The sequence below is a fragment of the Pygmaiobacter massiliensis genome (assembly GCF_900199435.1).
In the GTDB taxonomy this organism is placed as follows: Bacteria; Bacillota; Clostridia; order Oscillospirales; family Ruminococcaceae; genus Pygmaiobacter; species Pygmaiobacter massiliensis.
Map to the genome: position 1 here is coordinate 967056 of NZ_OAML01000003.1, position 25513 is coordinate 992568.

The window sequence follows — 25513 nt, forward strand, 5'->3', positions numbered from 1 at the left end:
CATAGTAAATACACTCCTTTTGCAGCTGCGCATATTTTTATAAAAGGAAATCATTCTTATCTTTCGGTATTCTCCGAATAAGAAAAATTTTTCTATCCTTTTTCATACAGCAACCTGCCTTTATTATTATGGAAGCTTTGGTAACACCAAGCCCCTTATGACAGGTGTTGACATAGGTGGTAAAAAATTAAACGGCGTAGCGCTAAGTGTAAAAAAATATTTTGCAGCAACAACGGTGTAAAAAGAAAACACCGTGCGGCAAAAACATAAGGGATGGAAAGCATATATCATCTCCTAAATAGCCCGTGGTGAATAGGAGGATTTACATATGAAATATTCTATACAGCGATTGGACCACGTTAGTTATGAAGAGTGCCCCACGCAGGAGTGGGACATGGAAAAATATTTGCAGCTATTGTGCGAGTGCCTATATGAGGCCAGTGCAAGCTGTGCCTGTACAGTACAGGAGGAAATCAATCATGCAGCTTAAAGAAGCAGGTCCACTTCGAGCAGTTGCATATGCTCGGTTTTCCAGCGACTTACAGCGCGAGGAAAGCATAGATGCTCAGATTAGAGCGATCAGAGAATTTGCAGGGGCCAATGGAATGGCTTTGGTTGATACCTATGTGGATAAAGCCTATAGTGCAACTACAGATCAACGCCCTGCTTTCCAACAGATGATAGCCGATTCACGAAAAAGACAGTTTGATGTGGTTTTGGTACACAAGCTGGATCGGTTTGCGAGAAATCGGCAGGACAGTGCAATCTACAAACACGAACTGAACAAGTCCGGCGTAAAGCTACGCTCGGTTCTTGAAAACTTTGACGACTCTCCGGAATCAGCCATTCTAGAAAGTGTAGTCGAAGGATTTAATGAATACTATTCAAAGAACTTAGCCCGCGAAGTAAAAAAGGGACTGAAGGAGAATGCCCTGAAGGGGCACCATACCGGTGGGGTTCCACCGCTTGGCTACCGGCTAAACAAAGAAACTATGATGTTGGAGGAAGAACCTTTTGAGGCGCAGGCTGTCAAGCAGATTTTCCAGATGACTGCCGCCGGTGCAGGCTATGGCGAGATTGTGAATGCGCTGAATCATGCAGGATATCGCACAAAACGTGGTAGCCTGTTTGGGCGCAATTCCATTTACGATATTCTCCGCAACGAGAAGTATACGGGTACCTATGTTTACAATAAAAGTGCAGCAAAAGATAACAATGGGAAGATGAATCGCCATAAGTATAAAAGCGAGGAAGAAATTATTCGGGTACCGGATGCACTTCCGCAGCTTGTAAGCCGAGAGGTATTTGATGAAGTGCAGCAGCGCATGGCGCAGCGCCGACACAAAGCTGCCAAATTCACAGCCAAGCAAAACTATTTGCTGAGCGGGAAAATCCGCTGTGGGGTCTGTCAAAGTGCATATGTCGGCAATGCCCGACACCCACGGCCGGACCATCCGCTCTATGTTTCTTACCGATGCAGTCGCCGAAATGGCAGTGTTCCTTGCAAAAATCCTGAAGTACCACAGGATGCGATTGAGCAAATTGTGTGCAGGGCATTGGCCACCCGGCTGTTTCGTCCGGAAGTGCTGCCTGCTTTGCAACAGCGTTATGAAAAGTTTCTGTCCGCACAGAACACGCAGGGGGCGCAGAAGCGTGAGGCGATTACGAAGCGCTTGCAGGAAGTGCAGCGGGGCATCGGCAATGTGGTAGAGGTGGTAGTAAAAACCGGCTCGGCCGCTCTCACCGAGCGTTTAAACGCACTGGAGAAGGAACAGCAGGAACTGCAAGCTGAGCTGGAGGATTTGCAGCGGGTGGAAATAGAGCAGCGGGTGGATTTCAAACAGTTGACCGCACTGTTTCGCGAAGCAAAAAGACTGCTTGAAACCGGCGGCTTGCAGTGCCGCAAAAAGCTGATAGAGCAATATGTTGAGGTGGTAGAAGTATTCCCGAATCGTATCCATATTGTTTTGCGGCTCAATGACATGTTTCATATGGATGAGTGGGTTTCGATTGAAAATAAAAAAGATGCCAGGAAAAATTCCTGACATCTTTTTTTATTTGGGAAGTTTGTCCTTCAATATGCAAAGCACATAGTGCTTTTCTCCTTCATAGGTGCGGTAATTGCCCAAAGCCGGTCGGTTGGGGCGAAGCTTGAGCAAACCGGAGATTTCATCCTGGACCTCTGTACGGTTCAACTTGATTTCTGTATATTTCTCAAATTCGGCAAACCACGCATGTGCGTCCAGATAGTAACAGTTTTCTTTTCCGCTATGCTCAACGCCCTCCCAGTGTAGATAGGTTGGGGTGACACACTGCGCCACAAAAATATCGCGCAGGTAATTACAGAAAAGCTGTAAAGAGGAATTGAGTGGCAAAAGGCTGGCTTTTAATTGCTTATATAAAGCCTTGGTTCCCTCGATTGCGTATTTTGCAGTGTATACGCTATCGGCGTTGCCCTTGTTTAATTTGTATAGCAGATAATTTTGAAATGCCCAAAAAGTCATAAGCAATATTAAGTGTGCAGGATAGGGTTTCAGAACGTGTATCATTTTTTTCACATCAAAATCAGTGGATGGATTTTTTAGCACTTTTTCTGGTGAGACAAAGCTGCTAAAAGAATAAAGCGTGTTCTGAGGTGTGTTTAAGCTGTCTTGAATTGCTAATATGAATTTGTGAATGTAATACCACCAAAGGAGAGTTGTGTCTTTTATGATTTTCTTCTTCAAAATTTGTTTTGTTACGGGAGGATAACTCTTTGCGGGCAGCTGGCAAATAATGTGGCCTAACAGTGCTGCCTCAGCACGGCTGTACTTCAAATTGCTTGTGTGCGTATAAAGACATGGGTAGCGAAGGAGCTTGCTATTCCAATGATCCAAAACATCGTTGGATATGGCAGAAAGTTGCTTTTGCAAGACGAGGTTGTGCACCGGATAAGTCATATCTCCTACAATTCGGTTTTTATCCGCTTCAAAGCCTAAAAGGGTGTGAGGCCAACAATAGGGAATTTCTTCTGTTGCAAAAAGATTAGAGGTAAATGGGTTTGCGTAAAGGTACTGCAACAAGATATCTTCTTTCGGGCAGATGCCAATATTGGTGAGGGTATACGGCGGATTAAAATTAGAATGGCCAATAAATTTGCAGAAGTCGCCATCGGGGTTTGTCCATTGTCCGTAATTTGTATATGCAAAAAGTGCATAGGCTACAGTGGGCAATATTTCAGGGACTAATTGCCAAAGTAACATAGGTTCTTTATAATTTCCATCTCCCGGCTTCTGGCGTTTAAAGCTAATGTCGGCAAAAAGTGGATAATTTAATCCATTAAATTTATACTTTCCTTCCCTGGATGCCCAACCTACCAGCGGCTCGATTTCGAGCTCTGGGATGGCTTCAATATTAGAGAGAATCTGTTCAATAAATTCATCGTAATCAGAATTATGAGGCTTTTTCACTTCGGGATTTTCCAACCAACGAAGCTGTTGCGATATTCTAGCTTTGTTTATATGTACCCGAGGCGTTGTATACGTTTTTACAAAACGTTGATAAAAACGTGGCGAACGGTGAATTCCTGCATTTTCATTGCGGTAGTAGCTGACAGGCATGCGGAAATAGTCCACCTTGACATCAGTGACAAGGTAGCGGGGATGTTGACAGTATTTATAATGCACCTTGTAGTCTTGGCCGGTTACATGGCAACCAGCATACAATATTGTTATAACTTGGAATTTGCTCTTTTTCATAAACTCTCCTCGTCTATCAGGACGCAAACGATAAAGGTCAGTGCTTTTCACACACGGCGCTAAAGCCGGAAAAAGGGTTTCACTTATGCCTGTTTTAGAAAATTTTGGCCGTATCTATATAGGGGGAGGGAAACATAGAAAACAATTGTTTTAATGATACTCTGAATGATATAAGTAAGCATACCACAAAGAAAAAAATTTATCAAAAAATATGCAAAAAAATCTCAACTTCTCAACTTATGATAAGACATTTCATGGCGCTTTTTTGCAAACTGTAAGCGCTATTATTTTTCTTTCGCTCAGGTAGTGAAAACGTAATTGTGGTTATTTTAGAGGTCGGAGCTTTACTCTTTTTTCTTAACATGGGCACTGTAATGCTTTCGGCATCTGCCTTTTGATGCTTGTCCAAATCACAAGCCAACCATTTTTTATGCCGATTATGCTCACTGCTCACACAGTTATTTTTTGCATACCGAAATCGCAACGATTCTTTTTATAACACAAAAAAACAAGCCCACAACGTTTCCGTTGTGGGCTTAAATGTGTGGTCTGCGTATAAATGTTATCCTTGCTGATTTAGCATAAGATTTGAGGCGACAAGTCAACTTCGGGTTGTACTTATTTTGACTAATTACTGATAGCGTTTTCCATACTATCAGCAATATCACAGAATTCAACACCCCACCCATTTGAAATCGAAATTTCTTGAAGGCTACCAATGGGCGCTAATAAAAAACACAATTGTTCCGCAGCATAGGGTTTCCTATTGATTATATCATTTTCTAATGTGGCAAGCTCCAATAATATTTCGTCAATGTTACTGTAGCGTGACCAAGATATATCAGTGGTATTGTACTGCAAAAGATATCTTAATAGATTAAACTGTTGCTGTATTATAGAAAGATTTTTGATTTATATACCTCGCAAAAAAACAAGCACACAACAAATGTTGTGTGCTTGAATGGCGGAGAAGGAGAGATTCGAACTGCAAACTTTCCGTCTGTTTTCAAGGGAGGGACAAGCAGTTACGAATTATTACGAAACTACTTTAAAACCAAGATGTAGCAAAGTTTCAAAATAAGAATGGTGTGCTACTGAAAAAACGTGTGCAATCTTTCAAACAGTGTAATTTGGTGATACAATATTACTCGATAGCAAGCGAACTACTTGTTATGGCTGTGGTGTCCCGATTTCGATACTATTCCAGATTTCCGCTTGTGGTATTCTAGTATTAATGAAAAATTGAGTAAGAATGCATCAACTTATTTTCAAAAGTATCTTGGACGAAATCAGCATAAACGAAAGTAGGATTCTATAATAGCTTTGCCTAACACACAAATATTATCTGTTTTAGATTCCTTAGCAATTATGTCTTCCTCCTTTAGCGACGCAGTTTGTGGTATGGGAGATTTGGACGATTTGCGTTTCAGTGTTCACGGAGAAGATTTTCATGAACAACTAAAAAAGAAGCACCTTTTTGGAGGAAAAAAGCAGAAGAAGTGGACAACTTGGGTTACTACAAGCTTGCCACCGTTTTTAGAACTTTAGCTGATAGAGTAAATCAAAATTTTCTTTTCGGTGATTAACTAAAATATTGCTGTTCCTGATATGATTATAATGAATAAGTTTGTTGGAGGAATTGGAGACGATTTGTATTCCGTTAACACAAAAAATTTCAGGCAACTGTTTCTTGCAGTGTTCGCTTAGTTGACTTTACAAACGACATATATTAATTAAGTACAAAATTGACAGTATTGCAAAATCCGTTGCACCTTGTTAGCCTATAAATAAGACTTAGACAGAATGAAGGCTATCTTGCAAAGGAAAGGAATATGGTTTAGAATTAAATATAAAAATAGTGTTATTATATATTTATATTGATATTGGAAGTGATTGCTTTGGGTTATACTATAAGCCGACTCCTTCGCACAGAGATTGAAATCGAGCATTTTGTGGATAACGTTTTGCAAATAGTGCCCACTACTGAAAAGCGAGACGCTATTCGCAAAATTTGTTCTCAAGAGAACAACGTGCTGGCATATGGTTCTCATTCGACTCTTCGTGATGATTCGCACCGAGACTTTGAATATCGCGATAGCAAGCGCCGGGAAACACTTAGAGAGACAATTTTAACGGAATTAAAGGATCTCCCGAGACTCTCAGATGATGATAGCATTAAACTTGGGATAGGGGGAGCAAAGCCCCCTGCGGGTATGCGCGCAGAAAGAAAAGCTTTTTACATAATTGGTCCTCCAGCATCTGGGAAATCTAAAGTTTCTAATATCCTTGCTGATAGAATGGGGGCATATATCCTTGACTCTGATTTCGCTAAAAGGAAACTTCCAGAATATACTAAAGAGGGAGGCGCGTCCCTAGTTCATGAAGAGTCTGACGAAATTGTATTTTCAGGTGAAAATAATTTGATGTCTTGGTGTGTTAGTCAATCAGTTAATCTAGTTATTCCTAAAATTGGACACACTATAAATAGTATTAATGATATTTGTACAGGACTGTCAGAAAAAGGTTATGAGGTATATCTTATTGCTATCGATCTTGATCGACAAAAAGCCACTAGGCGTGCATATCAAAGATTCATTGATTCCAATAGATATGTTCCGCTGGCTATAATTTTTGATCAATATTCTAACGAACCTCTTATTAATTATTTTCGCATTAAGTCAGGTCCCAAAACTGTATTTTCCGGATTTGCGCGTATCTCTACAGATGTACCAATCGGCAGTCCTTTTGAATTAAAGGAACAGATTAACTTAGATGAATTAAAATATATTGAATGGAGGTAATTGTTAATGACTAAAGAGAGAAACACTGCTAGGACACCAACATCGTGCACCAGTGCGAGAAAAGTAAGTGCTTCTAATTCTTGGGTACCAGCCCGCCGTGATTTGGAAGTGGCGACCATAGGTGTGCGGACTTCGAAAATGAAGCGATCGGCTGCGGGCTATGTTGTAAAGAGCGCTGGAACGATGGAAATTACTCCCTCGTCCGCTTTCGCGAGTGGACGGAAGAAAATCACTAACAGGAATAAAAAGTTGCAGTCTGCCTATGACCGGATTATTAAACAAGAAGATATTGATTCTGCGCGTACGTTGCAAGCTTTACGTGCAATTAAATAATAAGCTACAGAGAGTTGTTAGTAGCACAGCCCTGCATGATTAGCTCGATGTTGAATTTTCAACAGTCGTTCGAAAGATAGAGGTAATGCTCTCAAACCAGTTGGCATGCTTGTTATGTTTTACAATAAAAAATCCCCGACCGATGAGGCCGGGGATTTTTTAGCTTTATTCTTTTTTACTCGGTTTCTTGAGTATATTGTCCCATATATTTTCGGAACCAAGTTTGCCAGCAGAGAGAAGAGTGATTAAGAAGTCCGGGATAGTCGCCCCCATTTTGTTTGCGTTTTCACAAATGCTGCCGAGTTCCGTGAAAATATACCAGCAGATTACTACGGGAAATACCATCATGCCATAAGTAAAGGGAAGTGTAAATCCGGGAATGTTGTTGACGATTTGACCGAGTATTCCGTCTACGATTGCTGCAATAATGACGACGAGAATCATCCCTGCTTTGTGCCAGATGCCGTCTCGCGCGGTGCTCGACTTCCACTCACCATTCTTCTTGGCTGCGGCAGAACCCGACATCCAGTCCAATGCCATGCAACAAACCCAGCCTACGACAAGCCAACCAATCCAACCAAAAGCAGCGGTAAAGGCTGTGGCTGTCCCTACGATGCCGCCCTTGATGACTGCAAAGATATTGCGCTTCTCTTCCATGTCTATACCTCCGTTTTGCTTACGCTGATGTTACCCAGTCGAGCGGCCTGTTCAGAAATTAGCGCAAACAGGCTGGCGGCATCGCCGCCGGTGCACGGGCTGGTCGAAATGACAAAGTGAGGTGCGGGTGCTGCGGGCTGTGCCGGGGCTTGTACCTCTTCTGCAAATCCGTTCAGTTTTGCACCCTTAATCAGGGCCGGGTAGTCGTTATAAGCAAAGTTGCAATCGACATACCCGGAAACGCCCGGCACTCTGCCCCGGCTGGTGTGCTGCCACATACCATGCTTGATGCTGGGCCGGATGCCACGATAGTCTGCAATCCAGAGGTCAAAGGCAGCAAGACGGCTCATGTTCAACTCGGTCTGATGGTAATATGTATAGGTGTAAATCATCGCATAGCAGCCCCAGCTTTCAATGGCCTTTGCGGCTCTGATAACAAGGTCGGTCAATGCATCCGCAGAAAGCGGCTTGAGCAAGTTCTCCTCAACATCAACAACCATCGGGTACTCAAACTGCTTGCCTGCAATTGCCTTACGCACCATGGCCAGCTCTGCATCCACCTGCGCAGTGGTCTGTGCATAGGTGTAATAGTAAACGCCTACCGGGATACCAAGGCGCTTGCACTCTGCATAGTTGCGCTCAAACTGCGGGTCGATGTAGATGCCGTATTTGTTTGTGGATACGGCACGAATCATAACAAACTCCGCTGCGCCAGATGCTTTCACCTGGTCGAAGTTAACTACACCCTGATGCTTGGAAATATCAATACCTTTTTTCATTTTTATAACTCCTTTTGATTAATAAACTTCATGGCTTTGCGCAATGCGCTTAGCTCGCTGTGGACGTATGTGTTGCTGGTAACATCAATGGAACGATGCCCCAGCACTTTTGCTATGGTGTAAATATCTGCGCCATGTCTGCGAAGATAAGTACCATATGTGTGGCGAAGGATATGCGCAGTCAGCTGATGCACTCCTGTTTCCTTCTCAAAGTGCTGCATCTGCGTTTTTAATCTGCGGCTCCACGCTTCCGGGTTGATTGGCTGTCCATTATCATGCACTAGGTACGACCCGTGTCCGTATAGGTCGATGCAAGCTTTGTATGCTTGCACGGCGATGTTTGACAATGGATTAATACGGTAGCTATTGCACTTTGGCGGGCGTTCTTGCGGCCCGCTGCCGGGTGCTAAGATGATACTGCGCTCTATGCGATAATACTTTCGTTTCAAATCAAAATCATCTTCTTGCCAGCCTGCCATTTCACCACGGCGGGCACCGGTTTCCAGTATTAGAACAACTTCCGGCATGCGCGACATAAACCACCGCTCTGCTGCGATTATTTCTTCATCGTCATACACCTCCTTGACCTTTTTTGCGCGCTTACTTTTTAGTACAGAAAACTTTGCCGGGTTTTTATAGCAGCGATCATTAAAAATCGCGGTTTCAAATATTGCATTTAGATCCATTTGGATTTTGCTACACATCGAAGGCGAAAGCTCCGATTTTTCAGCATAGAATTTCTGCACGTCGGTTGGCGTTATATCTACAAGCAGCTTGTCCCCAAAGAATGGCAACAAGTGCTGATAAACAATACTTTCATACGTTGTGTAATAAGCTTTTGCTGTAACTGTGGGCTGCTTGTACACTAGCAACCATTGTCTCGCCCAGCCTGCAAATGTGTACTCGTCGCCCTTGCACCTTTTCTCTGGCCCGCCGTTCGCCTTGATATATTCCGCTGCCTTTTGCTTTGCTTGCGCTACCGTAATTCCGTAAAATGCTTTTTTAATGGGACGCCCATCCGCTCTTGTTCCAACTATGCCCATATGCTTCTTTAGCTTCATTTTCTTACCGCCTTAAAATGGTTTTATTATCCATTTTAAAGCATATCTGTTTGCGATGCTAATTTAGCAATAGGCGCTAAAGTAGGTACAAGAACACATACGTTAACCGTCGATGAAATACCAACACATACGCACAATATTCCCATTCAGATATATAGCAACAATTTTGGAGATCAGAGCATAAGCGGAAATGCTGCAGGCGCAGCTAAATTAGGGACTACCGGATATACTGGTGGAGGCAACGCTCACAATAACATGCAGCCTAGCATCGGTATCAATTACATCATAAAGGTGTAGCCGTTTGCGATGCTAATTTGCAACGCGGATTTACGGTTGGCGAAAAGACGCATAAATTAACTTTAGAGGAACTTCCAGCATTTCAACCACGCATCCCAACTGTCGTGGGTAACGGCACCACTAGCGGCATCCCTGACGCACAGCGTATAACAGGGGGGTTTTTCAGTGCAATATATAGTGACCAAACAATAGGTGAAGACAGACCATTTAATGTTATGCAACCCAGCATTGGAATCAACTACCTCATCAAGTTTTAATAATGAAATGCATTGCACTGTATGGCTGCATATTGTTGTGAACTTGATTTCCAACATTGCCCTTAGAACCTGTTATAAAACGAGAGCTAGTAACACCAGCAACGAGCTGAATACCATATCCTGCTGCGCCCGGAGTATAAATTCCAATTTCGTTTCCATCTACATAAAGCCCTGTATGATAGTGTTCTGGAAGCTCTTCGAGCTTTAGTAAATGCTCTTTTTCTCCTCCTAATTTGCCTCTCATTAAATTAGCATCGCAAACGACTACGTCTTTATGATGTAGTTGAGACCCATGCTTGGCTGCATAACGCTGAATGGAGTACCGCTACCAGATATGGCTGATTCTGACATGACGTTACTTCCAATGTTTCGATTGTCCCATGCTAGTGCAGCACCACCTAATGTGCCGGGGGAAACATAACCTTGACCATATACGGCATGAGTATGTGGTCCGTTATTGGCACCGGTTAGAGCCACGGTTCGTGAACCCTCAGTTTTACCACGCGCTAAATTAGCATCGCAACCTACTGGCACACGCCCGCGCATATCTGGCAGGTTAAAAGTTGTGCTGCCATTGCCACCACCGAACGCTGTTCCAATTACATTAAAGAGTCCGGCATATGCTGTTCTGCTCACTGCGGCACCATCGCAAAACAGCCAACCCTCTGGCGCGGACGCTCCTGCGAATGGTATAACTGCCCCTGTGGGTGTTAGAGCAGCGACTGGTGCAAATCTTTCATCTGCTTGAGGTTTTGTGTACACATTTTCTAACGCCTTTGCACTTTGTTCCGCGGACGAAGCGCTTTGTGCGGCAGAAGCAGCACTATTGGCCGCTGCCGTTGCTTTTGTACTTGCTGTGCCTGCTGATGCGGCTGCATTAGTTTCACTCGTTTTTGCAGCCTTAGCGCTTGTATCTGCTGCCGTTGCTTTTGCGCTTGCCGTGCCTGCGGATGCGGCTGCATTGGTTTCACTCGTTTTTGCAGCCTTAGCACTTGTATCTGCTGCCGCTGCTTTTGTACTTGCTTCGCCTGCTGATGTGGCTGCATTCGATGCTGAGCCATTCGCAGATACAGCACTATTAGAAGCTGCACCTGCACTATTTGCTGCGTTAGTTTCAGATTTTAAAGCAGCATCCGCTGCTTTTTCTGCGGCATTTCGATATTGCAACGTCAGTGCAACCTGTGCCGTTAGCACATTGTAGTAGTCGCTTGCGACTATATTCTGGTCGCTGCATGGATCTTCCTCTATTTCAATCGGGATATTCCAGCTTCCAATTCGGTAGCCTGCCACGGTGTAAATTTGTAAACTAACAGCACCTCTTCCGGGCTTAGTAAGTACAGCTTCAGCGAGTTCAATGGTTATACTACTGCCGTCCACGGAAAAAGCGCTGTGCGTTTTTTTGCCATCAATTTCGGTTATTGTGTCATACCATCCGCAGCCGCTAGGGGCAACATATCGCAGCGTGAACACAGCACCTTCTGGCAGCTGGAATTCCGTGCTGTTGTCCCATAATTCCAACTTGAAAAATCTGCTGTACCGATCATTTTGTTTTGTCTTCAGCGGGGTCAAGATTGACTGCCGCTGTAAATCAAGTTTAATTGTTTGCATTTAATACCTCCTACCACGGTGTGGATTTACCGCATAGTGCCCATTGGTCGGAACCATCGGCAGCGTTTATACGCACCCAGTTTGTATAAAGGGTGTTTTGCCCTGGCGCGGGACGAAGTTTTGTTAGTTGAATTGTGTCTGCGTCAACGGTGTCTGTTTTAACGGCAAATCCGTCCATGTGCGATTCATGTTCTATACCGTTTGCATCTTTTCCATAAGCAAACACAACACCTTGGTCGCGACCTTCCATAGTGCTGGCGTTAATTCGGATTTTTCTGCCTGTCTTACTGTCTAAACTTAAGTTTGCAGCATCCAGCTCGAGTGTGTAAATCCCGTCTACGCTTTTTACGTGGTCTGCGATTAAGTTGATAACCTTAACCATGGCAGCGTTTAGCGTTCCTGCTGTGATGAAATCAGCCACAATTCGCCCGTCTTGAGTGATGGCTGTGGTATATGGCCCATTGTATCCATTCCTAGAAAACCCAAGCCCTCCGATATTCCACCGCCAAACTTTTTGCGCAACGGCGATGTCATAATCGTCCATCATAAGTGCTTCATATGGCCGCCCATTGGCATCTTTTCGGATTACATGGCATCCGCCATTTGCTCCGGTAATCCACCCGGTCGCGTGGTCAACCGCTGCTTGAAGAAAGCTTGTGCTGGTCTTTTCTGCAACGGTTTGGTTGGTACTGGCGATTGTTCCGGCTAATGTGGATTTTGCGTCACCAATCTCGATGTGGTCATATCGGTCAAGCAGCACATTATAAACCGTGGAAATAACCTTGGCTTTTGCTGATACGCCGAGCTTGTCAAATATTACGGTGACGGTATCGCAGAGCCGCACACGTTCGAGCGGTGCGATGTCTTTGTAATCCTCTGTCTGCCAAAGAGCAACAAAAGAAACATCAAGGCTAACTGTTGGAATGCCGATACCACTTTTTGAGATGTAGGCTTGCGCTTTTGCACGCAGCTCTTCGGCTGCCGGCTTTTCTTCAAAATCTCCGGAAAGGTCAAGCGGTACCGTGCGCGGGTAAGGATAGTTCGCTGCACTTTCAGCAGAAAGCACTTTCTCCGGCAATGTGACGGTGATACCATCTGTACCAACCCAAAATGGGCAAACGCCTGTAATTGTGTTTGAGATATTTTCTTCTTGTGTGAGGTCAGTGATGTTTTTGCCATAGCGGAGCGTGACACCATTATCAGCCCCGCGCGCTGCGTGAAGCTTAACAGTATAGCCGTCCCACTCATATTCACCGCCGTAGGTATCGAGGATGGACCCCTCTACACCGCCAAGCCGGGAGCGAATACTTGCAGGAATAACTTGCGAGTAATTGCCCACCGTGGTCACGTCCGTCCAAAACTCGAACGGACACGCTTCTGCCGCATTGGTTTTAAGGCCAGAGAGCGCCAGACCAGCAGAACCAGCCGAGAAAGGCATACAAGGTATATGTGACAGCTGATAGCTGATGTGCTGCGCGTAGACCGTAACAATGCCGTTTAGGGGCTTTGTGATTTTGTAGATGCGGAATGGCTGCTTATCGCGTCCGTCACCCGGCACCGCGAGAATAGTGCTTGAAAGCTCAATCTCGGCATAATGCAAACCGGTAATGGGGTATTGCATTTCCAGCTCGAACATGCCGTTGCGCTCTTCGGTTACGATACAAGAAACGGCATCAGCCAAAGCGCCGATGCCGTTTGTATTAAAAATAGTTGTGCTTGGTGCGAAAAGTAAAGGTGTCATACAGTCCACCACCTCGGTTTGATTTCAATTTTGGTAATGCCGCCGGAGAAACTGATGCCGGTACCGCCGGGCGGCAGCTTAGGAAAGTCCGGCGCGTAAATATTGCCGTTGCAATTTGAGATGCCTTTAAATGCATCTTGCAGTTCACAGTCCAGGTCTACATATTCGTTGATACTTTTGATTTGCACCACGGTATTTCCGACCGTAAGCGTGCCAGCTGAAGTACCATAGATACGAATCAGTGGGAGCGCCGTAAAGGCGGTATGATTGTAGATTTTTCCGGCGGTGGACATTGTCACCAGCATCTCGCCATCGCACAGATACCGCTGTGGTTTGCAATCAAATGCAATCGTGAATTCTGCCGCTTTCAGCACATACGATTCAATATCCAGTGGGCCGATAAACCGAGCCATGCGAAAGAATGCAGGGTTGAAGTTGTCCTGCAGGCGACGATAACCGGCCTTGTTTAGCAGCCATGCCTTGAGTTCATCGGTGCGCTGTAAAGCGTTTTCATCAACAAATGCCGGATACTGTATCGGACGGTTTTTATACCTGTTGTTTGAAATCACCAAATCACCATTTTTACCGGGAATTGATATGGCCTCTGCATCAATTTCGGGGCTATTCAAAGTGCCACCGCTGCTGATATAGAGGCCTAAATCTGCGCTTGAGCGCCCGTCTAAGAAAAAGATGCCTTTCAAGCAAATACCATCTCCCTTCGCTGGATTTCATTCTGCAGCTCATCTGCAGTGGCTTTTGCGGTTGCTTTGGGGTCGCCAAGGTTTTGACCGTAAACGGTTACATTGATATCTCCGAAAGAAGCACCCGCTGCCTTTATCTGCTTTTGGCTGTTGGTAAGCGGGGTAACACGTGCAGCGCCGCCGATGAGCGTGAGCAGTTCTGGACCTGCTTCACCTACAATCGCGGAGCCTTGGCTAAATGTGCCGCCTTTTGCAAGAAAAGGAATAGACGGGATAGACGGCAAGTTGGGGTGCCAAGACCCACCGCCAAGCCATTTCGGCATTGTAAAGCCCATGCTGTTGAAACCACGGATGAGCGAGTTTACCGCAGAAATTGCCATATTGAGCAGCCCGATGATGCCATTAATCGGTGCTTTGGCGATGGCATCCAGACTGCCGAAGATGCCGCCGAAAATCTCCGTGATGCCTTTCCATGCGCGTTCCCAATCCCCGGTAAACACACCGCGCACAAAGTCTATGACACCGTTAAATATGAGCATCACGCCGTCCCAAATGCCTTTGAATGTTGCAAAAAATGTGTTAAGCAAACCGCCCAGCACCGGACCGAGGATGTTTGTCCAGTCACGCGCAAAAATGGTTTGCATGAAGGTATCGACCCCTTGGAAAACAGCCTGTATCTCATCGCCTTTAATGGCAATCAACGCAACAGCTGCCACCACAGCAGCAACCACCCACGTGATAGGAGATGTAAGTGCAGCGATGATTTTTGCAAGCCCCATAGCTGCCGTACTGCCTGTTGTGGCTGCCCCGGTAAATATAGCCAGCGCACCGGATAGGGTGCCAACCATTCTCGCAGCTCCACTTACAATTCCGGCAACAGGAGATATAGCGGCAACTAGAGCCAAAACAGTAACAATTGCAGTTTTTTGTCCATTGCTCATGTCAGAAAAGGCTTTAACAGCTTTTGTCACGGCTTGAATTGCTGCCGTGATTGTAGGCATGAACACCTCTCCAAATTCTTTTGAAGTGTTTTTAAGCTCTGTTGTAGCAGCTCTCCAACTGCCAGACGCACCATCTGCTTCTCTCGCTGCCTGTCCAGTGGCCGCAGATGATTGTTCTGTTATGAGTGCCAGCGTGGCAGCTTGTTTTGCTGCGAGTGATAGCTGTTCTCCTTCCGAAACGAGACCCATTTCAAACGCTTTGTTCTTTATGAGCGTTTCGTTTACCGCCATGCCGTAGTTGTCTAGCATGGAGGTATTGCCTTTTAAAGCGCCTGTAAGAGCCTGTATAGCGCTCTCTGTGGTGCCGCCAAACATCGCAGTTAAATCGCCAGCCAGCTTTACAAGCGTTTGTGACTGCTTCGCGGCTTCCGCTTCAGACAACCCACCAATATTTTGAAGCATTGCCCCCATGGTGTTTGCATAGGTAAGAGCTTCTGTGCCGGCTATGCCGTAATATGTTTCAAGACTATCCGCCCACCTTTGCATGGTTTCAGATTGCGACTTGAAAATCTGGTCGGTTGCTCCGATTGCATCCTCCGCTTCGCTTGCCGCATTAAACGCAACTGCGCCAATACCAGCGATTGCAAGTGTTGCGGGAGCCATCTTTTTGGATATGTTACCAGCAGAATCGGCAATTTTGTTGGAAACCGTTGCAACGTCTGAAAGCGTTGTGTTTGTTTTTTCTGCCTGTGCTTCAAGTTGTTTGAGGTTTCCTTCAGTCAAAACAATTTCACGCTGCAGTGCGCGGTACTGTTCTGCATGGTCTTTTTTAAACTGCTCGCTACACTGAGCATCGGCCTGCTTAAGCGTTTGCAGTTTATTTTTTGTTTCGGTTACGCTGCTGGCCAGCAACTCTTGCTTTTGCCGCAGTAATTCTGTATTAGTAGGGTCGAGTTTGAGCGCTCGGTTGACTTCTCGCAGCTCAGATTGTAGGCTTGCAGCCTGACTGTTCACGCCTTTTAAAGCTTTATCCAGCCCCTGCGTGTTGCCGCCAATGTTGACGGTGATACCCTTAATGTTATTTGCCATGCTGCACCTCGTTTCGGTCCATCGGCATCACAATTTGTGCAGACAAGCGCTGCGCTTTTCTCAGTTCTTTATTCATCTTTTGCAGTTCAATTCTGCAACTTCGGATGCACCCCGTGAGTCTTTCAATGCTTTTGAAGCTTTCTTCGCTGACATTGCAATCAATTGCAACTTCGATTCCCGTAATTTCTTTTTTCAAGTTTTCACCACCTTAAATGCAGAAAAAAGCAAGCCCTCGTTATTGGGCTTGCTTTTCTGCTGTTTTTGCGCTGAACTGTTTTCTCAATGCGCCACGATCTGGCTCTGTTTGCTCAAACAGCCAGCAACGCTCTAAATAGGTTCTCCCGTCCTCGCTCTTGTTTAATTCTGCGATTGCGGCATCCCGGCGATACAGCAGCCATTCATCAATGGGCATCTCTTCCTGTGCGGTAATGTCAATGCCGGTATATTGGTACACCAGATGTTCATAGATAAGCTCGGCTGTGTAGTACAGTTTTGCGCCACCGCTGCTGGGGCAGGACGGGAGTTTTAGTTTGGGCGGGAGAGTTCCTTTTCGATGAAAGCACCGTAGCCTTTGAAAAATTCTTGAATCTGCTTAACATCCAAATCTTCGGCAGATACCTTTGTTTTCATTTTGTTTCTGCTTAAAACAGCAGAAGCTGCATCATACATGGCATCGACAGTTTCTTGCGTGACGTTCTCTTCCTCAGAAAGCTGCGCCACAAGAATCATCTGGCTAAGCTGCTTTTTGGCAGGCAGCCCCACCATAATGAGTTTGCCGTCCGGCATTTTGTAGCTGTAAAAGCAATTTCCCATACTGTCCTCCTGTTACGCCAAAACGGTCGGCGCGGTTTCTTCCATAATAATAAGCGTACCCTCGCCATCGCAAGGCTCTGCGGTGAACTCCGGCTCAAGCAAGGTGCCTTCCTCCATCGCGTAAGCGAGCGAAAGTCCTGCGGTGTTGGTGCCGACAATGGTAATGCGCAAATCGCCAAGCTCTTTGTCCGGGTGTACGAATCGCACCACATAGCGCAGCCCGTCATCATTGCTAATACCGCCGATTTTGATTGTGGTTTTGTTGCCGACTGTCGCTTTGCGACCGGTGGCCACGAGCTGCGGCAACTTTTTCACAGACCAAGCAATAAAGCCGCATTTGAGGGTCGCTTCCTCGCTTGTCGTAATGGTGCGGGAAACATGGCCCATATCGTCCTTAATGGTCTTTTTCTCCGGCTTGTACACGATGGTAGCACCTTTCTGTACATAGCCGAAAAGATTGTCTGCCGTTTCAATGGCCTCATCGGCCGGAATCGAGCCTTTGTACTCCGCAACGTAAATATAGCCGCTGCCAAGCGGGATTTTTACATCAGCAGTTCTGTTATCTGCCATTTTTATTTACCTTCTTTCTTTAAAACTGAGGTCGAATACTTCCATAAAGCAGCTTTCTGTCGCCAGCCACTGCTTGTCACTGGAATAACCCGGGTCGAGCTTTTCCAGCAAATCTAGCAACTTTGCATTCGGTTCTCCATCGGCGCTGTACCGCTCCACGGTAAGGTCGTGCTGAATCAAATCGCGGCGAAAATCGGAGCCGATGCCCTCGGCGCTATCCAGAAACACGATAAAAGGGTAATCGTGTTTATCGACAAATGCAGTATCTGCTACATCTTCGCCCGCTGCCGAGAGGTACAGTTTAACGTCCAGCATTTTTGATTGCCTCCTTTGCCAGTTCTTCCATGCGCTCCTGCGCCAGCTTTTCGCCGTAAATGATATGAGGAAATGCGTCGGTGCGTCCGCCTTGGTGAAGTGCGTGCCCCTTTTCGAGTAAGTGGGTCAGCCTGGCTTGAGATTTGTCTGCATACCATGTGCGCTCGCGCCGATAGTGTGAGTCATAGGTTTTTTTAATGCGAAAAGATTTGACGTAGGCTTTGGTGGGCTGCTTGAATGTGATGTGTCGTTTGATTTCCTCGTTGGCTTCTTTGGCCACGCGGTCCACACTTTCTTTAATACCTTCGGTTACATCGTTCGAATATTGCTCGAGCTCTTTCATCAACGCGGCAGCAAGGGTGTCCGGGGTTACTTCTTTCATGGAATCGCCCCGATTCGTTTAAGCGTCAGCACCATGCATGGCGGGTTGGTGTCTCGTACAGGCTGCAGCTGCTCAATTTTGTAGCGTTCGCTGCCAATCACGACATTGTCGTGCGGGTCAATCCCGGTGCGGTAGGGAATATGGACAACGCGGCTGATTTCTGTGCTGGCGGTGCGCGCTGCGTAAAAGCGTTTAAAGCTGACGGTGCGCTCACCAAAACGAATGCCGGCGGCCTTTTGCGGACCTGGCTTATTGGCCACGGTTTCAAACACCGAAAGCCGCCCATCGTTAAATGTCACAAAATCAGTAGGTACTTTGATTTTCAACTGGTACCACCACCTGACTGAGGAAATTGAGCGAAACCAATTCGCTTAAAAAATTCTTTTCAAACATTTCGAGCGCCTGCGCATTGGCATACCGGCAACGGGCCATCAATAAATCGCGCGGCAACCCCGGCGCTATAAAATCAAGCGGAGCGCCTGCAACGACCTGCAGACGCTCCATTGCTGATTTTATGTAACCGTTGATGCGCTTTTTTGTGGCCTCATCGTCGTTTCCTGACAGCTCTTCCATTACATCACGCAGCAGCTCTTCCAGTTGCTCTTTTGTAGGTTCTGCCATGGTGAGCCCTCCTTACTTGGCTACGCCTGTGCGGCCTTGGTGGTCACAACGCCTTTGACTTCCTCAACGATTGCAGAAGTGGCGACTGTGCCTTTAACGGCTGCCGGCAGCGCGGCTTCTTTGAGATTGGTGATATCGGCCACTACAAAGGCATTTTCGTCGAGCGGTCTGCCGTTGCCGTACATTTTGGTCAGATAGACGCGCTCATCATCGAGGAAGCGAACGCTGTCGTCATACTCAATTTTGCCACCGATGCCGCCTTTACCCACGCCCATGAAATAACGATCTGCAAGACCGAAAATCACTTTGTTTGTGGGAACGTTGATGTCCTGCTCAATTCTGGTGGGGTACGGCATGACGTTGTTGCGATAGGTGCCGTCCGGCAGCAGCAGGGTAGTGGCAGGCATGATTTTTTCAAAGTAGTCCACCGGGTTGACCACCAGCAGCAATTCGGGAACAACGCGAGTACGGCCGTTCGGGCCAGTAGCGATGGTCTTTGCAATGCCGCCGATGGTTTTCGGTGTGATTTCGGTCAGCGTGATTGCTTCTTTGTCGGGATAGACGCCATTCTGCACGTTAGCGGTTGCGGAAACATCTTTGAGCATGCCAATCGGCTGGTCCTTACCGGTACCGGCCACCACGGCTTTACAGAGAGCGCCGCCCAGGGCTTCGGTCAAAACTGCACGCACATATGCGTCAATCCATGCCGGGCCAGCGTCGAGCATGTCTTTGCTGACCGGCATAAACGCAGTCAGTTTGTTGGTGGTGATGTCGATTTTGCCGATAGCACCTTCCAGCTCTTCGGTGATTTTACTGCCAAGCGCGCCCCACATAGCGAGCTGAACGCCTTTTTTGTTGATCAGCATCTTGGTGACTGCTGCGGTGTTCTGTACATTGATTGCACCGAGCAGGGGGAATGCGGTAGAGATATCATCCAGCACTGCATCAATGACGGTTTCCGGCATGTCGTTTTCAATGCCGGTGAAAGCCTGCTTGATATCGCCGGTGCGTACTGCCTGCATCATGGCGGTGTAGAAGCCCTCTTCGGCGCTGGTCAGCTGGCGCACGCCACGCTTTGCCATAATCTGCTGGTCGCCGGTGCGCTGGAATGCTTTGAAATCGGCCACCACTTCCTGCTGAATGCCCATGGCAAAATCAGCGAGTGCTTCAGTCAGCCCTTCGGCATTCTGGGAAGCGAGCGCGGTGTCGAGCTTTTCTTTGAGTTCGTTTTTTACTACATCTTTGCTTCTCATATTCGTTACTCCTTTTTGGTGGCGAACGCTGCCATCAGCTGTTCTGCGATGGTTTTGTTCTGTGTAAATTCTTGCGGCACATTTTGTGCCGGTGCGGGGTTCCCTCTTTCAATAGCGAGCGCCTGCGCTTTTGCGGCATCCAGCCGCTGCTGCGCAACATCTTCCACGGACTCTTTGGCCGCGATGCGGTCCGCAAGGCCATACTTAACGCAGGTCTCGGCATCCAGCCAGCTCTCTGCATCAAGCAGGGTAGTGAGCGTGGCTTCGTCCAGCTTGTCGCCAGCCTTTTCGAGATACGCTTTGCAACTTGCGGTGTCGATGACTTCAAGGTCATCTGCTGCTTTGCGTAATTCTTTCGGGTTGCCGCAGGCACACAGCCAAGCGTGATGAATCATCATCAGCGTATTGCTGCCCATAACGACATCATCGCCCACCATGGCAATGACGCTTGCCGCGCTGCAGGCGAAGCCGTCCACATACACGGTTTTGTGCGCGCTGTGCCGCTTGAGCTGATTGTAAATTGCCATCGCTTCAGAGACATCCCCGCCGTAGGAATTGATGAAGATATTGATTTGTGAAACGTTTCCGGCCGCATCGAGAATATTTTTCATGTGCTTTGCCGAAGTGTCGCTTTCAATCACTTCACCCGTCCACCAGTCACGCCCGTCGGCCGCGATGTCATCATACAGATAGATGTCCAGCGTTTCCGCTGCCTGCTTTGCCACCCACATGGTTTTTACCGGTTTACTCATTTTGTGTTTCACCTCCTTCAAGGTCTGCCAGATTTTTCGTCAGCCAGTGCTTTTTGCTCCACCATGTGTTCAATGGCACAGCGCCGACCAATTCACGGATTTCATCAATGCAGAAAATGCCGTCTGCAATGAGCTTGTCGGCTTTTTCCGCGATGCTGAATATATCGATGTGCTTGATGCACATGGTGTTGATTTTAAGGCACGAGCCAGCGAGAACGCTTTTCTTGCCGTAATATTTGCGATTCACTTCGGTGGCAATGATGTCTACAATATGGTCGATGCAGAACGTGAGGAACTCGTCCACCACACTGTCCACATTTGCAATGTTGCCCAGCAGCAGCGAGGGATTGATTTTAAATGCCTGCGCCACGCGGGTGAATGCTTCTTCTGTGATTTTGGCGATGTCACCAACCTCACTGGTGCTTTTCTTGCTGCCCTCGCCGGTAATTTCTTCATACTCCACACCTTTTGGCAGCACGACCAGTGCGTTTTCATCGCTGTAGTAGGATTTAAAGCGTCTGCCGTAAAGGTCGTCAAGGGCTTTCTGCCACTTCTCATCTTTTGTGGGAACGGTGTCTGTTTTCACTACACCCTTGCGTCCGCCAGCGCGTTTGTACTTACCGACGGCCAAAGTGAGCAGGTCGGCATATCCGGCCATTACACCGGACAGCAGAGCGCGAATGTCCTTGTTTGCGTATGTAAAGTAAAGAACCTCATCAGCGGAAAAGCTGCGCAGAAAAGTGAAATCCTTGCGCGTGACGTTGCTGAACTTGTCCGGGAAAAGCGCATATTCGTCATGCGTGAAGCTGTCTGCAATGATCAGCTGGCCGTTCATTTCCACGACAAGACACTCGTTGTAATAGAGCATCTTCGCAACGACCTCATGCCAAAACTGGCTTGAGTTCTGGTTTTTGTTCGGCTCCACGTTGAAGGTGTAATAGTCATCGCCTTTTACTTGCTTGCCTTTCAGCATGGTGCGAAATTCGCACTTTGCAATGGTACCGGCAATCAAATTGATTGCCATCTGAATTGCAAAATCTTCGACCGCCAGCTGGTACCGCGCCGACTCTAATTGTTGGTTGACGTTGACCGTTTCTGCGCTGGTAAAGATATTGCGCAGCATCTCAACAAGTTTCACTGATTCGCCTCCTAATAGCTGTAAACCTGAGTAGGCTCATATTCTCCGCTGCTGTCCTCGCAGTCCTGCAGGCTTTCGCTTGCACACACCGCCGAGACCAGCGCCATGAAGCCATCGGTTTTGCGTGATTTTTCCTCTTTTTTCTGATAAAACGTGTTTCCTTCTTTGTCTGTGGTTGTACATGTGTTGTTGGTATACCAGTTCATTAATGGGTTAATCCCCCAAACCATTTTTTGATTTGTGAAAATGCTTGCAATAACGGGGGACCAGCGCATTACAGTGACACGCTTTGTGAGCAGAATATTATTTCTCCCGCCTTTATCCGTGTCAAATCCATGGTCTCTCAATGATTTAGCGAGTAATGTGAAACGGAAGTTGTCGAGCCCAAGGCATGTGGTTTCGTACTCATCTGCTTTTTCCTCTAGCCACCCTGTTACAATGTCGGGTGAAATTTCTGGACCGTCTACAAAAGTAAGTAAGCCTTTGGCTGCCCACTCATCCAGTGGGGCTTTGATTCTTTTCAGATCTGGCGATTTTTTGCACACCCAAGTATGCGAAAGCCAATAGTAGGTGCCTGCCTTTTTGAAGAGAAGCCCCGCTGCCACAAAGTCGGTTGTTTTCGCATAGTCGATGCCAGCCACGCAAGGCATGCCGCGCAGATCAGGCAGAGGCTTGTTTGCAGCGAGAACATTAGACCATTCGGTAACATCGTCCTCTAAGCATTCCGGCGGCAAGTTCATCCGCTTAGACATAAAAGAAGCCGCTGCCGATGGGTTCTTTTTGTATGCTGCGTATTCTGAAATGAGCTCCTGCATCAGCACAGGGAAATAAACCAAAGAGGGGTTTGCCTTGTGCCACATGAGCTGGTTGTCTACTTCGTCCGGGCTGTCTAACCGGCAGATGAAGGGGAGAAGTCCGCAATCATCTTGCCCGTGGTAAAGAACGTCCTCAGCCAATCGCTTTAAATCGTCGAGTGGCCCACCTCGGATGTTTCCGTCCGTTGTGATAATTGTCTTGCGGGGAAATTCTTTTTTGCCAAGGCCGGTGGTGGCAACGTCGACCATGCGGTAATCTTCGTAGGCATGGTATTCGTCAAAAACAACCGCGCCCGGCCTGCCTCCGTCTTTGGTTTTATGCCCGGAAGTGCAAAAGCGCAGGTGGCTTTTGGTTTTTTTGTTGGTGATGCATTCGCTGTTCCAATGGAAGTATTTCTCCATCTGCGCGCGGTTTTCGTCTAACACATCACGCACATCGTCCGGGCTGGTTCGGGCCTGCTTTTCGCTCGTGGCGAAAATATCAACGTCATACTTAGGAACTCCGTTAATTGGCGTAATCCAGCAGAAACTTTCAAAAGCGAGATATCCGTTTTTTCCAGCACCACGCCCAACCAATACAAAGAGATTCGGCCAGCGCAGCAAACCGCTTTCGCGCCAGTAGGTACAGTTGTGAAGCGTAAAGATAAAAAGTTCCCAGGGGAATAGTTTGAAAGGAAAATGCTTTTGCTGTGCCAGGTAACGCTGAAGCTGTTCCTCATTGACATAAATATCTTGCGTATTGAAGCAACGCTCTACATGGTCGCACAATGCGATTTGATCTTTGCATTGAGGTACATTCGCGGCGCGGACATATGCGATGTAGTTGGCGATTTCGGGTGGCAGATTAACCAAGGTCACCATCTGCCTCACTGCCGGAGCCGCCGGTAATCTTCTCCGTGCTCAGCCCCATAGAGGAAATAATAGCGAGCATTTGGCGCGAATATACGATTGCATTTTTCACCGATGGGTTTTCTTTTTCGTACTCTTTGCCCGCTGCCGAATAAGCAGTGTAGGTGTGCCCTCGCTCTGCAATATCGCGCTTCATATGCTCAAGTTGTTTAAAGAAAAAGACGTAATCTTCAATCATTGAGCGATATAAATCCACGTCTGCACCCTTGCTTTTGAGCTGTTGTGTCAGCGATTCTCGGATTCTTTTTTCTGAAAATTTGGCCATATTCTACCTACCTCCTTCTCGTTTTTTCCTCACGCGCGCGAAGTTTTCCATTTTGTCGACCCTTTGCCCGTTCTCCTGTTGGGCGGCCGCTTTTTGAAATTTTTGACCGGGGGGCTACCACTTCTCATCGTTCCACTTCGATTCTGTTTTGTGATGTCTGGCATAGTGGCACTCATCGCACAACGCGGTGAGATTGCTCTTGGTTAATGCCAGCCAAGGAAACTTGCGGACAGTCTTTTCATGGTGTACTGTGGCTGCCGGTGTATAGAGTCCTTTGGCTTTGCAATCCTGGCATTCGTAGTGCTGTTCTTTCAAAACCAATGCTCGAAGGTGAATCCACGGCTTGCAGATATAAAAGCCGTGAATGTTATCCGCTGCCACTAATTCTTGTATCCAACGTGTAAGCCCTTCCGGTGTGTACCGCTGATTCATTGCCGCTGCTTCTCCTTGTTGGTTTTGATGGGGTTATTTTTAATTTTGCGCAAAAGAAAAAGCAGCTGAGATTGCTCTCGGCTGCTTTTTCTTATTTTGCACAATATTAGTTTAGCATGAAAGTAGGTCCTCTTGGTGACCCAATTTGAATATTTTTAGAAAATAATATTCTTGTATCGCGTGAGAAAACGCTAGGTATAGGACTACTGTATATTAATAATAGATCGGCATCTAGGATAGTTAGAACACCCGTAAAACTCTTTGCCAGCATTAGGCCCTTTGAAGGCTTTACGCAAAACCATGACAGCACCGCATTTCGGACAAAGGATCTCTGTTGCTTTTGCCTGTTCCGTATTTTCCGTTTCCGCTGCAGTCGAGCAAGCTTCTTCTAAAGCAGCTTTGAATTTTTCGGTATAATCAATATTGGGTTGCTTGTGTATTTGAAGAAAAAAATGTGCCATTGCCTCCATGTCTTTTTCGCTCATGGAAACAGCATTTGGCTCGCTGTCTATTCTGCGTATATACTGAGCTAATTGGTCTGCTTTGATAACCTGTGATTTCACTTCTTTTTTTGCATATCGATCATAAAGGACGGTTTTAGGATTGGCGAGAACCACAATTGACCGGTATGTATCATAGAAATATCTTTCAAAAATAGCTTTTAAGAAGATGTTTCCTATTTCGGCAGAACGGATTTCCTTAATGAGCTCCAAATGTCTTCGATTTTGTGTAATAGGGGAATAGATACCTTCCTTTTTTGTGCTGCGTCCGTAAGAGATAGTGCGCGTGAAATCACCGGCGCTGTTAATTTCAATATTACCATAAAGATTCTTGCATTCCAATACAAAGCAATGCTTGCGGGTAACAATCAAGTAATCAATCTGGCTTGTTAACCCTTCATGTTCTAAATATAAATCATGTAACACGAACATTGGGATATGGCTGTTCTCAAGCTCATATCGAACAGCCTTTTCACCGAAAATACCGGCATCTACGCGGCGGATTTCCTCATCGAGTTTGTTAGTCAATTCTTCGGTTGCTGTTTTACGGAACTTTTGCAAGACGGTAAGTTGGCGCTCCGCTTCACTGTCATCTTTCAAAAAAATAGGTTCCTTGATTTTGTCGAATAGGCCCATGGGTACCCTCGCTTTAGTAAGTAGTTATGGTCATGACTATTTCACGCATAATAAACATAATGGAAAACTTACATCAATAATTTCCACAGCGAAAAAACGCCACAAATGGC

The 25513-nt window shown here is 46.5% G+C and carries 28 protein-coding genes; 4 read left to right on the forward strand and 24 right to left on the reverse strand.

What is annotated here, in order from left to right; translation table 11 throughout:
• Positions 1 to 328: 328 nt before the first annotated feature.
• Positions 329 to 490 (forward strand): hypothetical protein, encoded by a 162-nt coding sequence (locus tag C1A11_RS13830; protein ID WP_180950307.1) that lies wholly within the window; start codon positions 329 to 331, stop codon positions 488 to 490.
• On the forward strand, positions 480 to 2045 hold the full coding sequence (locus tag C1A11_RS09090; protein ID WP_180950308.1) for a recombinase family protein: 1566 nt from the start codon (positions 480 to 482) through the stop codon (positions 2043 to 2045). The genes C1A11_RS13830 and C1A11_RS09090 overlap by 11 nt, the downstream gene beginning before the upstream one ends.
• 9 nt (positions 2046 to 2054) lie before the next feature.
• Here C1A11_RS09090 and C1A11_RS09095 read toward each other — a convergent pair whose 3' ends face one another.
• On the reverse strand, positions 2055 to 3737 hold the full coding sequence (locus C1A11_RS09095; protein WP_102050163.1) for a hypothetical protein: 1683 nt from the start codon (positions 3735 to 3737) through the stop codon (positions 2055 to 2057).
• Positions 3738 to 5635: 1898 nt separating this feature from the next.
• On the opposite strand from C1A11_RS09095, the gene C1A11_RS09100 reads away from it, so the two are divergent.
• Complete coding sequence (locus tag C1A11_RS09100) at positions 5636 to 6538, forward strand: zeta toxin family protein (protein ID WP_102050164.1); 903 nt, start codon at positions 5636 to 5638, stop codon at positions 6536 to 6538.
• 6 nt (positions 6539 to 6544) lie between these two features.
• A complete protein-coding gene (locus C1A11_RS09105; protein ID WP_102050165.1) occupies positions 6545 to 6871 on the forward strand; it encodes a hypothetical protein in 327 nt (108 codons plus the stop codon).
• Between the two features lie 165 nt (positions 6872 to 7036).
• Here the strand turns inward: C1A11_RS09105 and C1A11_RS09110 are convergent, their stop codons facing one another.
• The 23 genes from C1A11_RS09110 to C1A11_RS09225 form a co-directional block, all read right to left on the reverse strand.
• Positions 7037 to 7528, reverse strand: coding sequence for a phage holin family protein (locus C1A11_RS09110; protein ID WP_102050166.1), 492 nt, complete (start codon positions 7526 to 7528; stop codon positions 7037 to 7039).
• A 2-nt stretch (positions 7529 to 7530) separates the two neighbouring features.
• Positions 7531 to 8307, reverse strand: a complete 777-nt coding sequence (locus tag C1A11_RS09115; RefSeq protein ID WP_102050167.1) for a glycoside hydrolase family 25 protein — start codon at positions 8305 to 8307, stop codon at positions 7531 to 7533.
• 2 nt (positions 8308 to 8309) lie between these two features.
• Entirely contained in the window at positions 8310 to 9368 is a 1059-nt protein-coding gene (locus C1A11_RS09120) for a tyrosine-type recombinase/integrase (protein ID WP_102050168.1), read from the reverse strand.
• A gap of 543 nt (positions 9369 to 9911) precedes the next feature.
• A complete protein-coding gene (locus tag C1A11_RS09130; RefSeq protein WP_102050170.1) occupies positions 9912 to 10166 on the reverse strand; it encodes a hypothetical protein in 255 nt (84 codons plus the stop codon).
• 20 nt (positions 10167 to 10186) lie between these two features.
• Positions 10187 to 11530 (reverse strand): phage tail protein, encoded by a 1344-nt coding sequence (locus tag C1A11_RS09135; protein ID WP_102050171.1) that lies wholly within the window; start codon positions 11528 to 11530, stop codon positions 10187 to 10189.
• 10 nt (positions 11531 to 11540) lie between these two features.
• The gene (locus C1A11_RS09140; protein WP_102050172.1) at positions 11541 to 13271 is read right to left on the reverse strand and encodes a phage tail spike protein; all 1731 of its coding nucleotides are present in this window, start codon (positions 13269 to 13271) and stop codon (positions 11541 to 11543) included.
• Positions 13268 to 13972, reverse strand: a complete 705-nt coding sequence (locus tag C1A11_RS09145) for a hypothetical protein (protein WP_102050173.1) — start codon at positions 13970 to 13972, stop codon at positions 13268 to 13270. The genes C1A11_RS09140 and C1A11_RS09145 overlap by 4 nt, the downstream gene beginning before the upstream one ends.
• Positions 13969 to 16002, reverse strand: a complete 2034-nt coding sequence (locus C1A11_RS09150) for a phage tail tape measure protein (RefSeq protein ID WP_102050174.1) — start codon at positions 16000 to 16002, stop codon at positions 13969 to 13971. Before C1A11_RS09150 ends, C1A11_RS09145 begins: the two co-directional genes overlap by 4 nt.
• Entirely contained in the window at positions 15992 to 16198 is a 207-nt protein-coding gene (locus C1A11_RS09155; RefSeq protein WP_102050175.1) for a hypothetical protein, read from the reverse strand. Before C1A11_RS09155 ends, C1A11_RS09150 begins: the two co-directional genes overlap by 11 nt.
• Before the next feature lie 39 nt (positions 16199 to 16237).
• A complete protein-coding gene (locus C1A11_RS09160) occupies positions 16238 to 16456 on the reverse strand; it encodes a hypothetical protein (RefSeq protein WP_102050176.1) in 219 nt (72 codons plus the stop codon).
• Positions 16457 to 16527: 71 nt separating this feature from the next.
• Entirely contained in the window at positions 16528 to 16815 is a 288-nt protein-coding gene (locus tag C1A11_RS09165; protein WP_102050177.1) for a hypothetical protein, read from the reverse strand.
• Between the two features lie 12 nt (positions 16816 to 16827).
• On the reverse strand, positions 16828 to 17385 hold the full coding sequence (locus C1A11_RS09170; protein WP_102050178.1) for a hypothetical protein: 558 nt from the start codon (positions 17383 to 17385) through the stop codon (positions 16828 to 16830).
• 6 nt (positions 17386 to 17391) lie between these two features.
• Positions 17392 to 17700, reverse strand: coding sequence for a hypothetical protein (locus C1A11_RS09175; RefSeq protein ID WP_102050179.1), 309 nt, complete (start codon positions 17698 to 17700; stop codon positions 17392 to 17394).
• Positions 17687 to 18082, reverse strand: coding sequence for a hypothetical protein (locus C1A11_RS09180; protein ID WP_102050180.1), 396 nt, complete (start codon positions 18080 to 18082; stop codon positions 17687 to 17689). The genes C1A11_RS09175 and C1A11_RS09180 overlap by 14 nt, the downstream gene beginning before the upstream one ends.
• On the reverse strand, positions 18079 to 18408 hold the full coding sequence (locus C1A11_RS09185) for a head-tail adaptor protein (protein ID WP_102050181.1): 330 nt from the start codon (positions 18406 to 18408) through the stop codon (positions 18079 to 18081). The genes C1A11_RS09180 and C1A11_RS09185 overlap by 4 nt, the downstream gene beginning before the upstream one ends.
• On the reverse strand, positions 18386 to 18703 hold the full coding sequence (locus tag C1A11_RS09190; protein ID WP_102050182.1) for a hypothetical protein: 318 nt from the start codon (positions 18701 to 18703) through the stop codon (positions 18386 to 18388). The genes C1A11_RS09185 and C1A11_RS09190 overlap by 23 nt, the downstream gene beginning before the upstream one ends.
• Before the next feature lie 20 nt (positions 18704 to 18723).
• Positions 18724 to 19956, reverse strand: coding sequence for a phage major capsid protein (locus C1A11_RS09195; protein ID WP_102050183.1), 1233 nt, complete (start codon positions 19954 to 19956; stop codon positions 18724 to 18726).
• Between the two features lie 5 nt (positions 19957 to 19961).
• Positions 19962 to 20708: a head maturation protease, ClpP-related gene (locus C1A11_RS09200; RefSeq protein WP_102050184.1), complete on the reverse strand. Its 747-nt coding sequence runs from the start codon at positions 20706 to 20708 to the stop codon at positions 19962 to 19964.
• Positions 20701 to 21846: a phage portal protein gene (locus C1A11_RS09205; protein WP_102050185.1), complete on the reverse strand. Its 1146-nt coding sequence runs from the start codon at positions 21844 to 21846 to the stop codon at positions 20701 to 20703. Before C1A11_RS09205 ends, C1A11_RS09200 begins: the two co-directional genes overlap by 8 nt.
• A gap of 11 nt (positions 21847 to 21857) precedes the next feature.
• Positions 21858 to 23522 (reverse strand): terminase TerL endonuclease subunit, encoded by a 1665-nt coding sequence (locus C1A11_RS09210; RefSeq protein WP_242965895.1) that lies wholly within the window; start codon positions 23520 to 23522, stop codon positions 21858 to 21860.
• Positions 23506 to 23835, reverse strand: a complete 330-nt coding sequence (locus tag C1A11_RS09215) for a P27 family phage terminase small subunit (RefSeq protein WP_102050186.1) — start codon at positions 23833 to 23835, stop codon at positions 23506 to 23508. The genes C1A11_RS09210 and C1A11_RS09215 overlap by 17 nt, the downstream gene beginning before the upstream one ends.
• Positions 23836 to 23949: 114 nt before the next feature.
• Positions 23950 to 24267: an HNH endonuclease gene (locus C1A11_RS09220; protein WP_102050187.1), complete on the reverse strand. Its 318-nt coding sequence runs from the start codon at positions 24265 to 24267 to the stop codon at positions 23950 to 23952.
• A 203-nt stretch (positions 24268 to 24470) separates the two neighbouring features.
• On the reverse strand, positions 24471 to 25403 hold the full coding sequence (locus tag C1A11_RS09225) for an NERD domain-containing protein (protein WP_102050188.1): 933 nt from the start codon (positions 25401 to 25403) through the stop codon (positions 24471 to 24473).
• Positions 25404 to 25513 lie beyond the last annotated feature (110 nt).

Coding starts and splice junctions, on each gene's coding strand:
- C1A11_RS09170 (WP_102050178.1), bottom strand. CDS start 17,385: ATGGCAGATAACAGAACTGCTGATGTAAAAATCCCGCTTGGCAGCGGC.
- C1A11_RS09165 (WP_102050177.1), bottom strand. CDS start 16,815: ATGGGAAATTGCTTTTACAGCTACAAAATGCCGGACGGCAAACTCATT.
- C1A11_RS09120 (WP_102050168.1), bottom strand. CDS start 9,368: ATGAAGCTAAAGAAGCATATGGGCATAGTTGGAACAAGAGCGGATGGG.
- C1A11_RS09135 (WP_102050171.1), bottom strand. CDS start 11,530: ATGCAAACAATTAAACTTGATTTACAGCGGCAGTCAATCTTGACCCCG.
- C1A11_RS09150 (WP_102050174.1), bottom strand. CDS start 16,002: ATGGCAAATAACATTAAGGGTATCACCGTCAACATTGGCGGCAACACG.
- C1A11_RS09095 (WP_102050163.1), bottom strand. CDS start 3,737: ATGAAAAAGAGCAAATTCCAAGTTATAACAATATTGTATGCTGGTTGC.
- C1A11_RS09175 (WP_102050179.1), bottom strand. CDS start 17,700: ATGCTGGACGTTAAACTGTACCTCTCGGCAGCGGGCGAAGATGTAGCA.
- C1A11_RS09110 (WP_102050166.1), bottom strand. CDS start 7,528: ATGGAAGAGAAGCGCAATATCTTTGCAGTCATCAAGGGCGGCATCGTA.
- C1A11_RS09215 (WP_102050186.1), bottom strand. CDS start 23,835: ATGGCCAAATTTTCAGAAAAAAGAATCCGAGAATCGCTGACACAACAG.
- C1A11_RS09220 (WP_102050187.1), bottom strand. CDS start 24,267: ATGAATCAGCGGTACACACCGGAAGGGCTTACACGTTGGATACAAGAA.
- C1A11_RS09195 (WP_102050183.1), bottom strand. CDS start 19,956: ATGAGAAGCAAAGATGTAGTAAAAAACGAACTCAAAGAAAAGCTCGAC.
- C1A11_RS13830 (WP_180950307.1), top strand. CDS start 329: ATGAAATATTCTATACAGCGATTGGACCACGTTAGTTATGAAGAGTGC.
- C1A11_RS09105 (WP_102050165.1), top strand. CDS start 6,545: ATGACTAAAGAGAGAAACACTGCTAGGACACCAACATCGTGCACCAGT.
- C1A11_RS09210 (WP_242965895.1), bottom strand. CDS start 23,522: ATGGTGACCTTGGTTAATCTGCCACCCGAAATCGCCAACTACATCGCA.
- C1A11_RS09090 (WP_180950308.1), top strand. CDS start 480: ATGCAGCTTAAAGAAGCAGGTCCACTTCGAGCAGTTGCATATGCTCGG.
- C1A11_RS09115 (WP_102050167.1), bottom strand. CDS start 8,307: ATGAAAAAAGGTATTGATATTTCCAAGCATCAGGGTGTAGTTAACTTC.
- C1A11_RS09200 (WP_102050184.1), bottom strand. CDS start 20,708: ATGAGTAAACCGGTAAAAACCATGTGGGTGGCAAAGCAGGCAGCGGAA.
- C1A11_RS09225 (WP_102050188.1), bottom strand. CDS start 25,403: ATGGGCCTATTCGACAAAATCAAGGAACCTATTTTTTTGAAAGATGAC.
- C1A11_RS09180 (WP_102050180.1), bottom strand. CDS start 18,082: ATGAAAGAAGTAACCCCGGACACCCTTGCTGCCGCGTTGATGAAAGAG.
- C1A11_RS09130 (WP_102050170.1), bottom strand. CDS start 10,166: ATGAGAGGCAAATTAGGAGGAGAAAAAGAGCATTTACTAAAGCTCGAA.
- C1A11_RS09190 (WP_102050182.1), bottom strand. CDS start 18,703: ATGGCAGAACCTACAAAAGAGCAACTGGAAGAGCTGCTGCGTGATGTA.
- C1A11_RS09140 (WP_102050172.1), bottom strand. CDS start 13,271: ATGACACCTTTACTTTTCGCACCAAGCACAACTATTTTTAATACAAAC.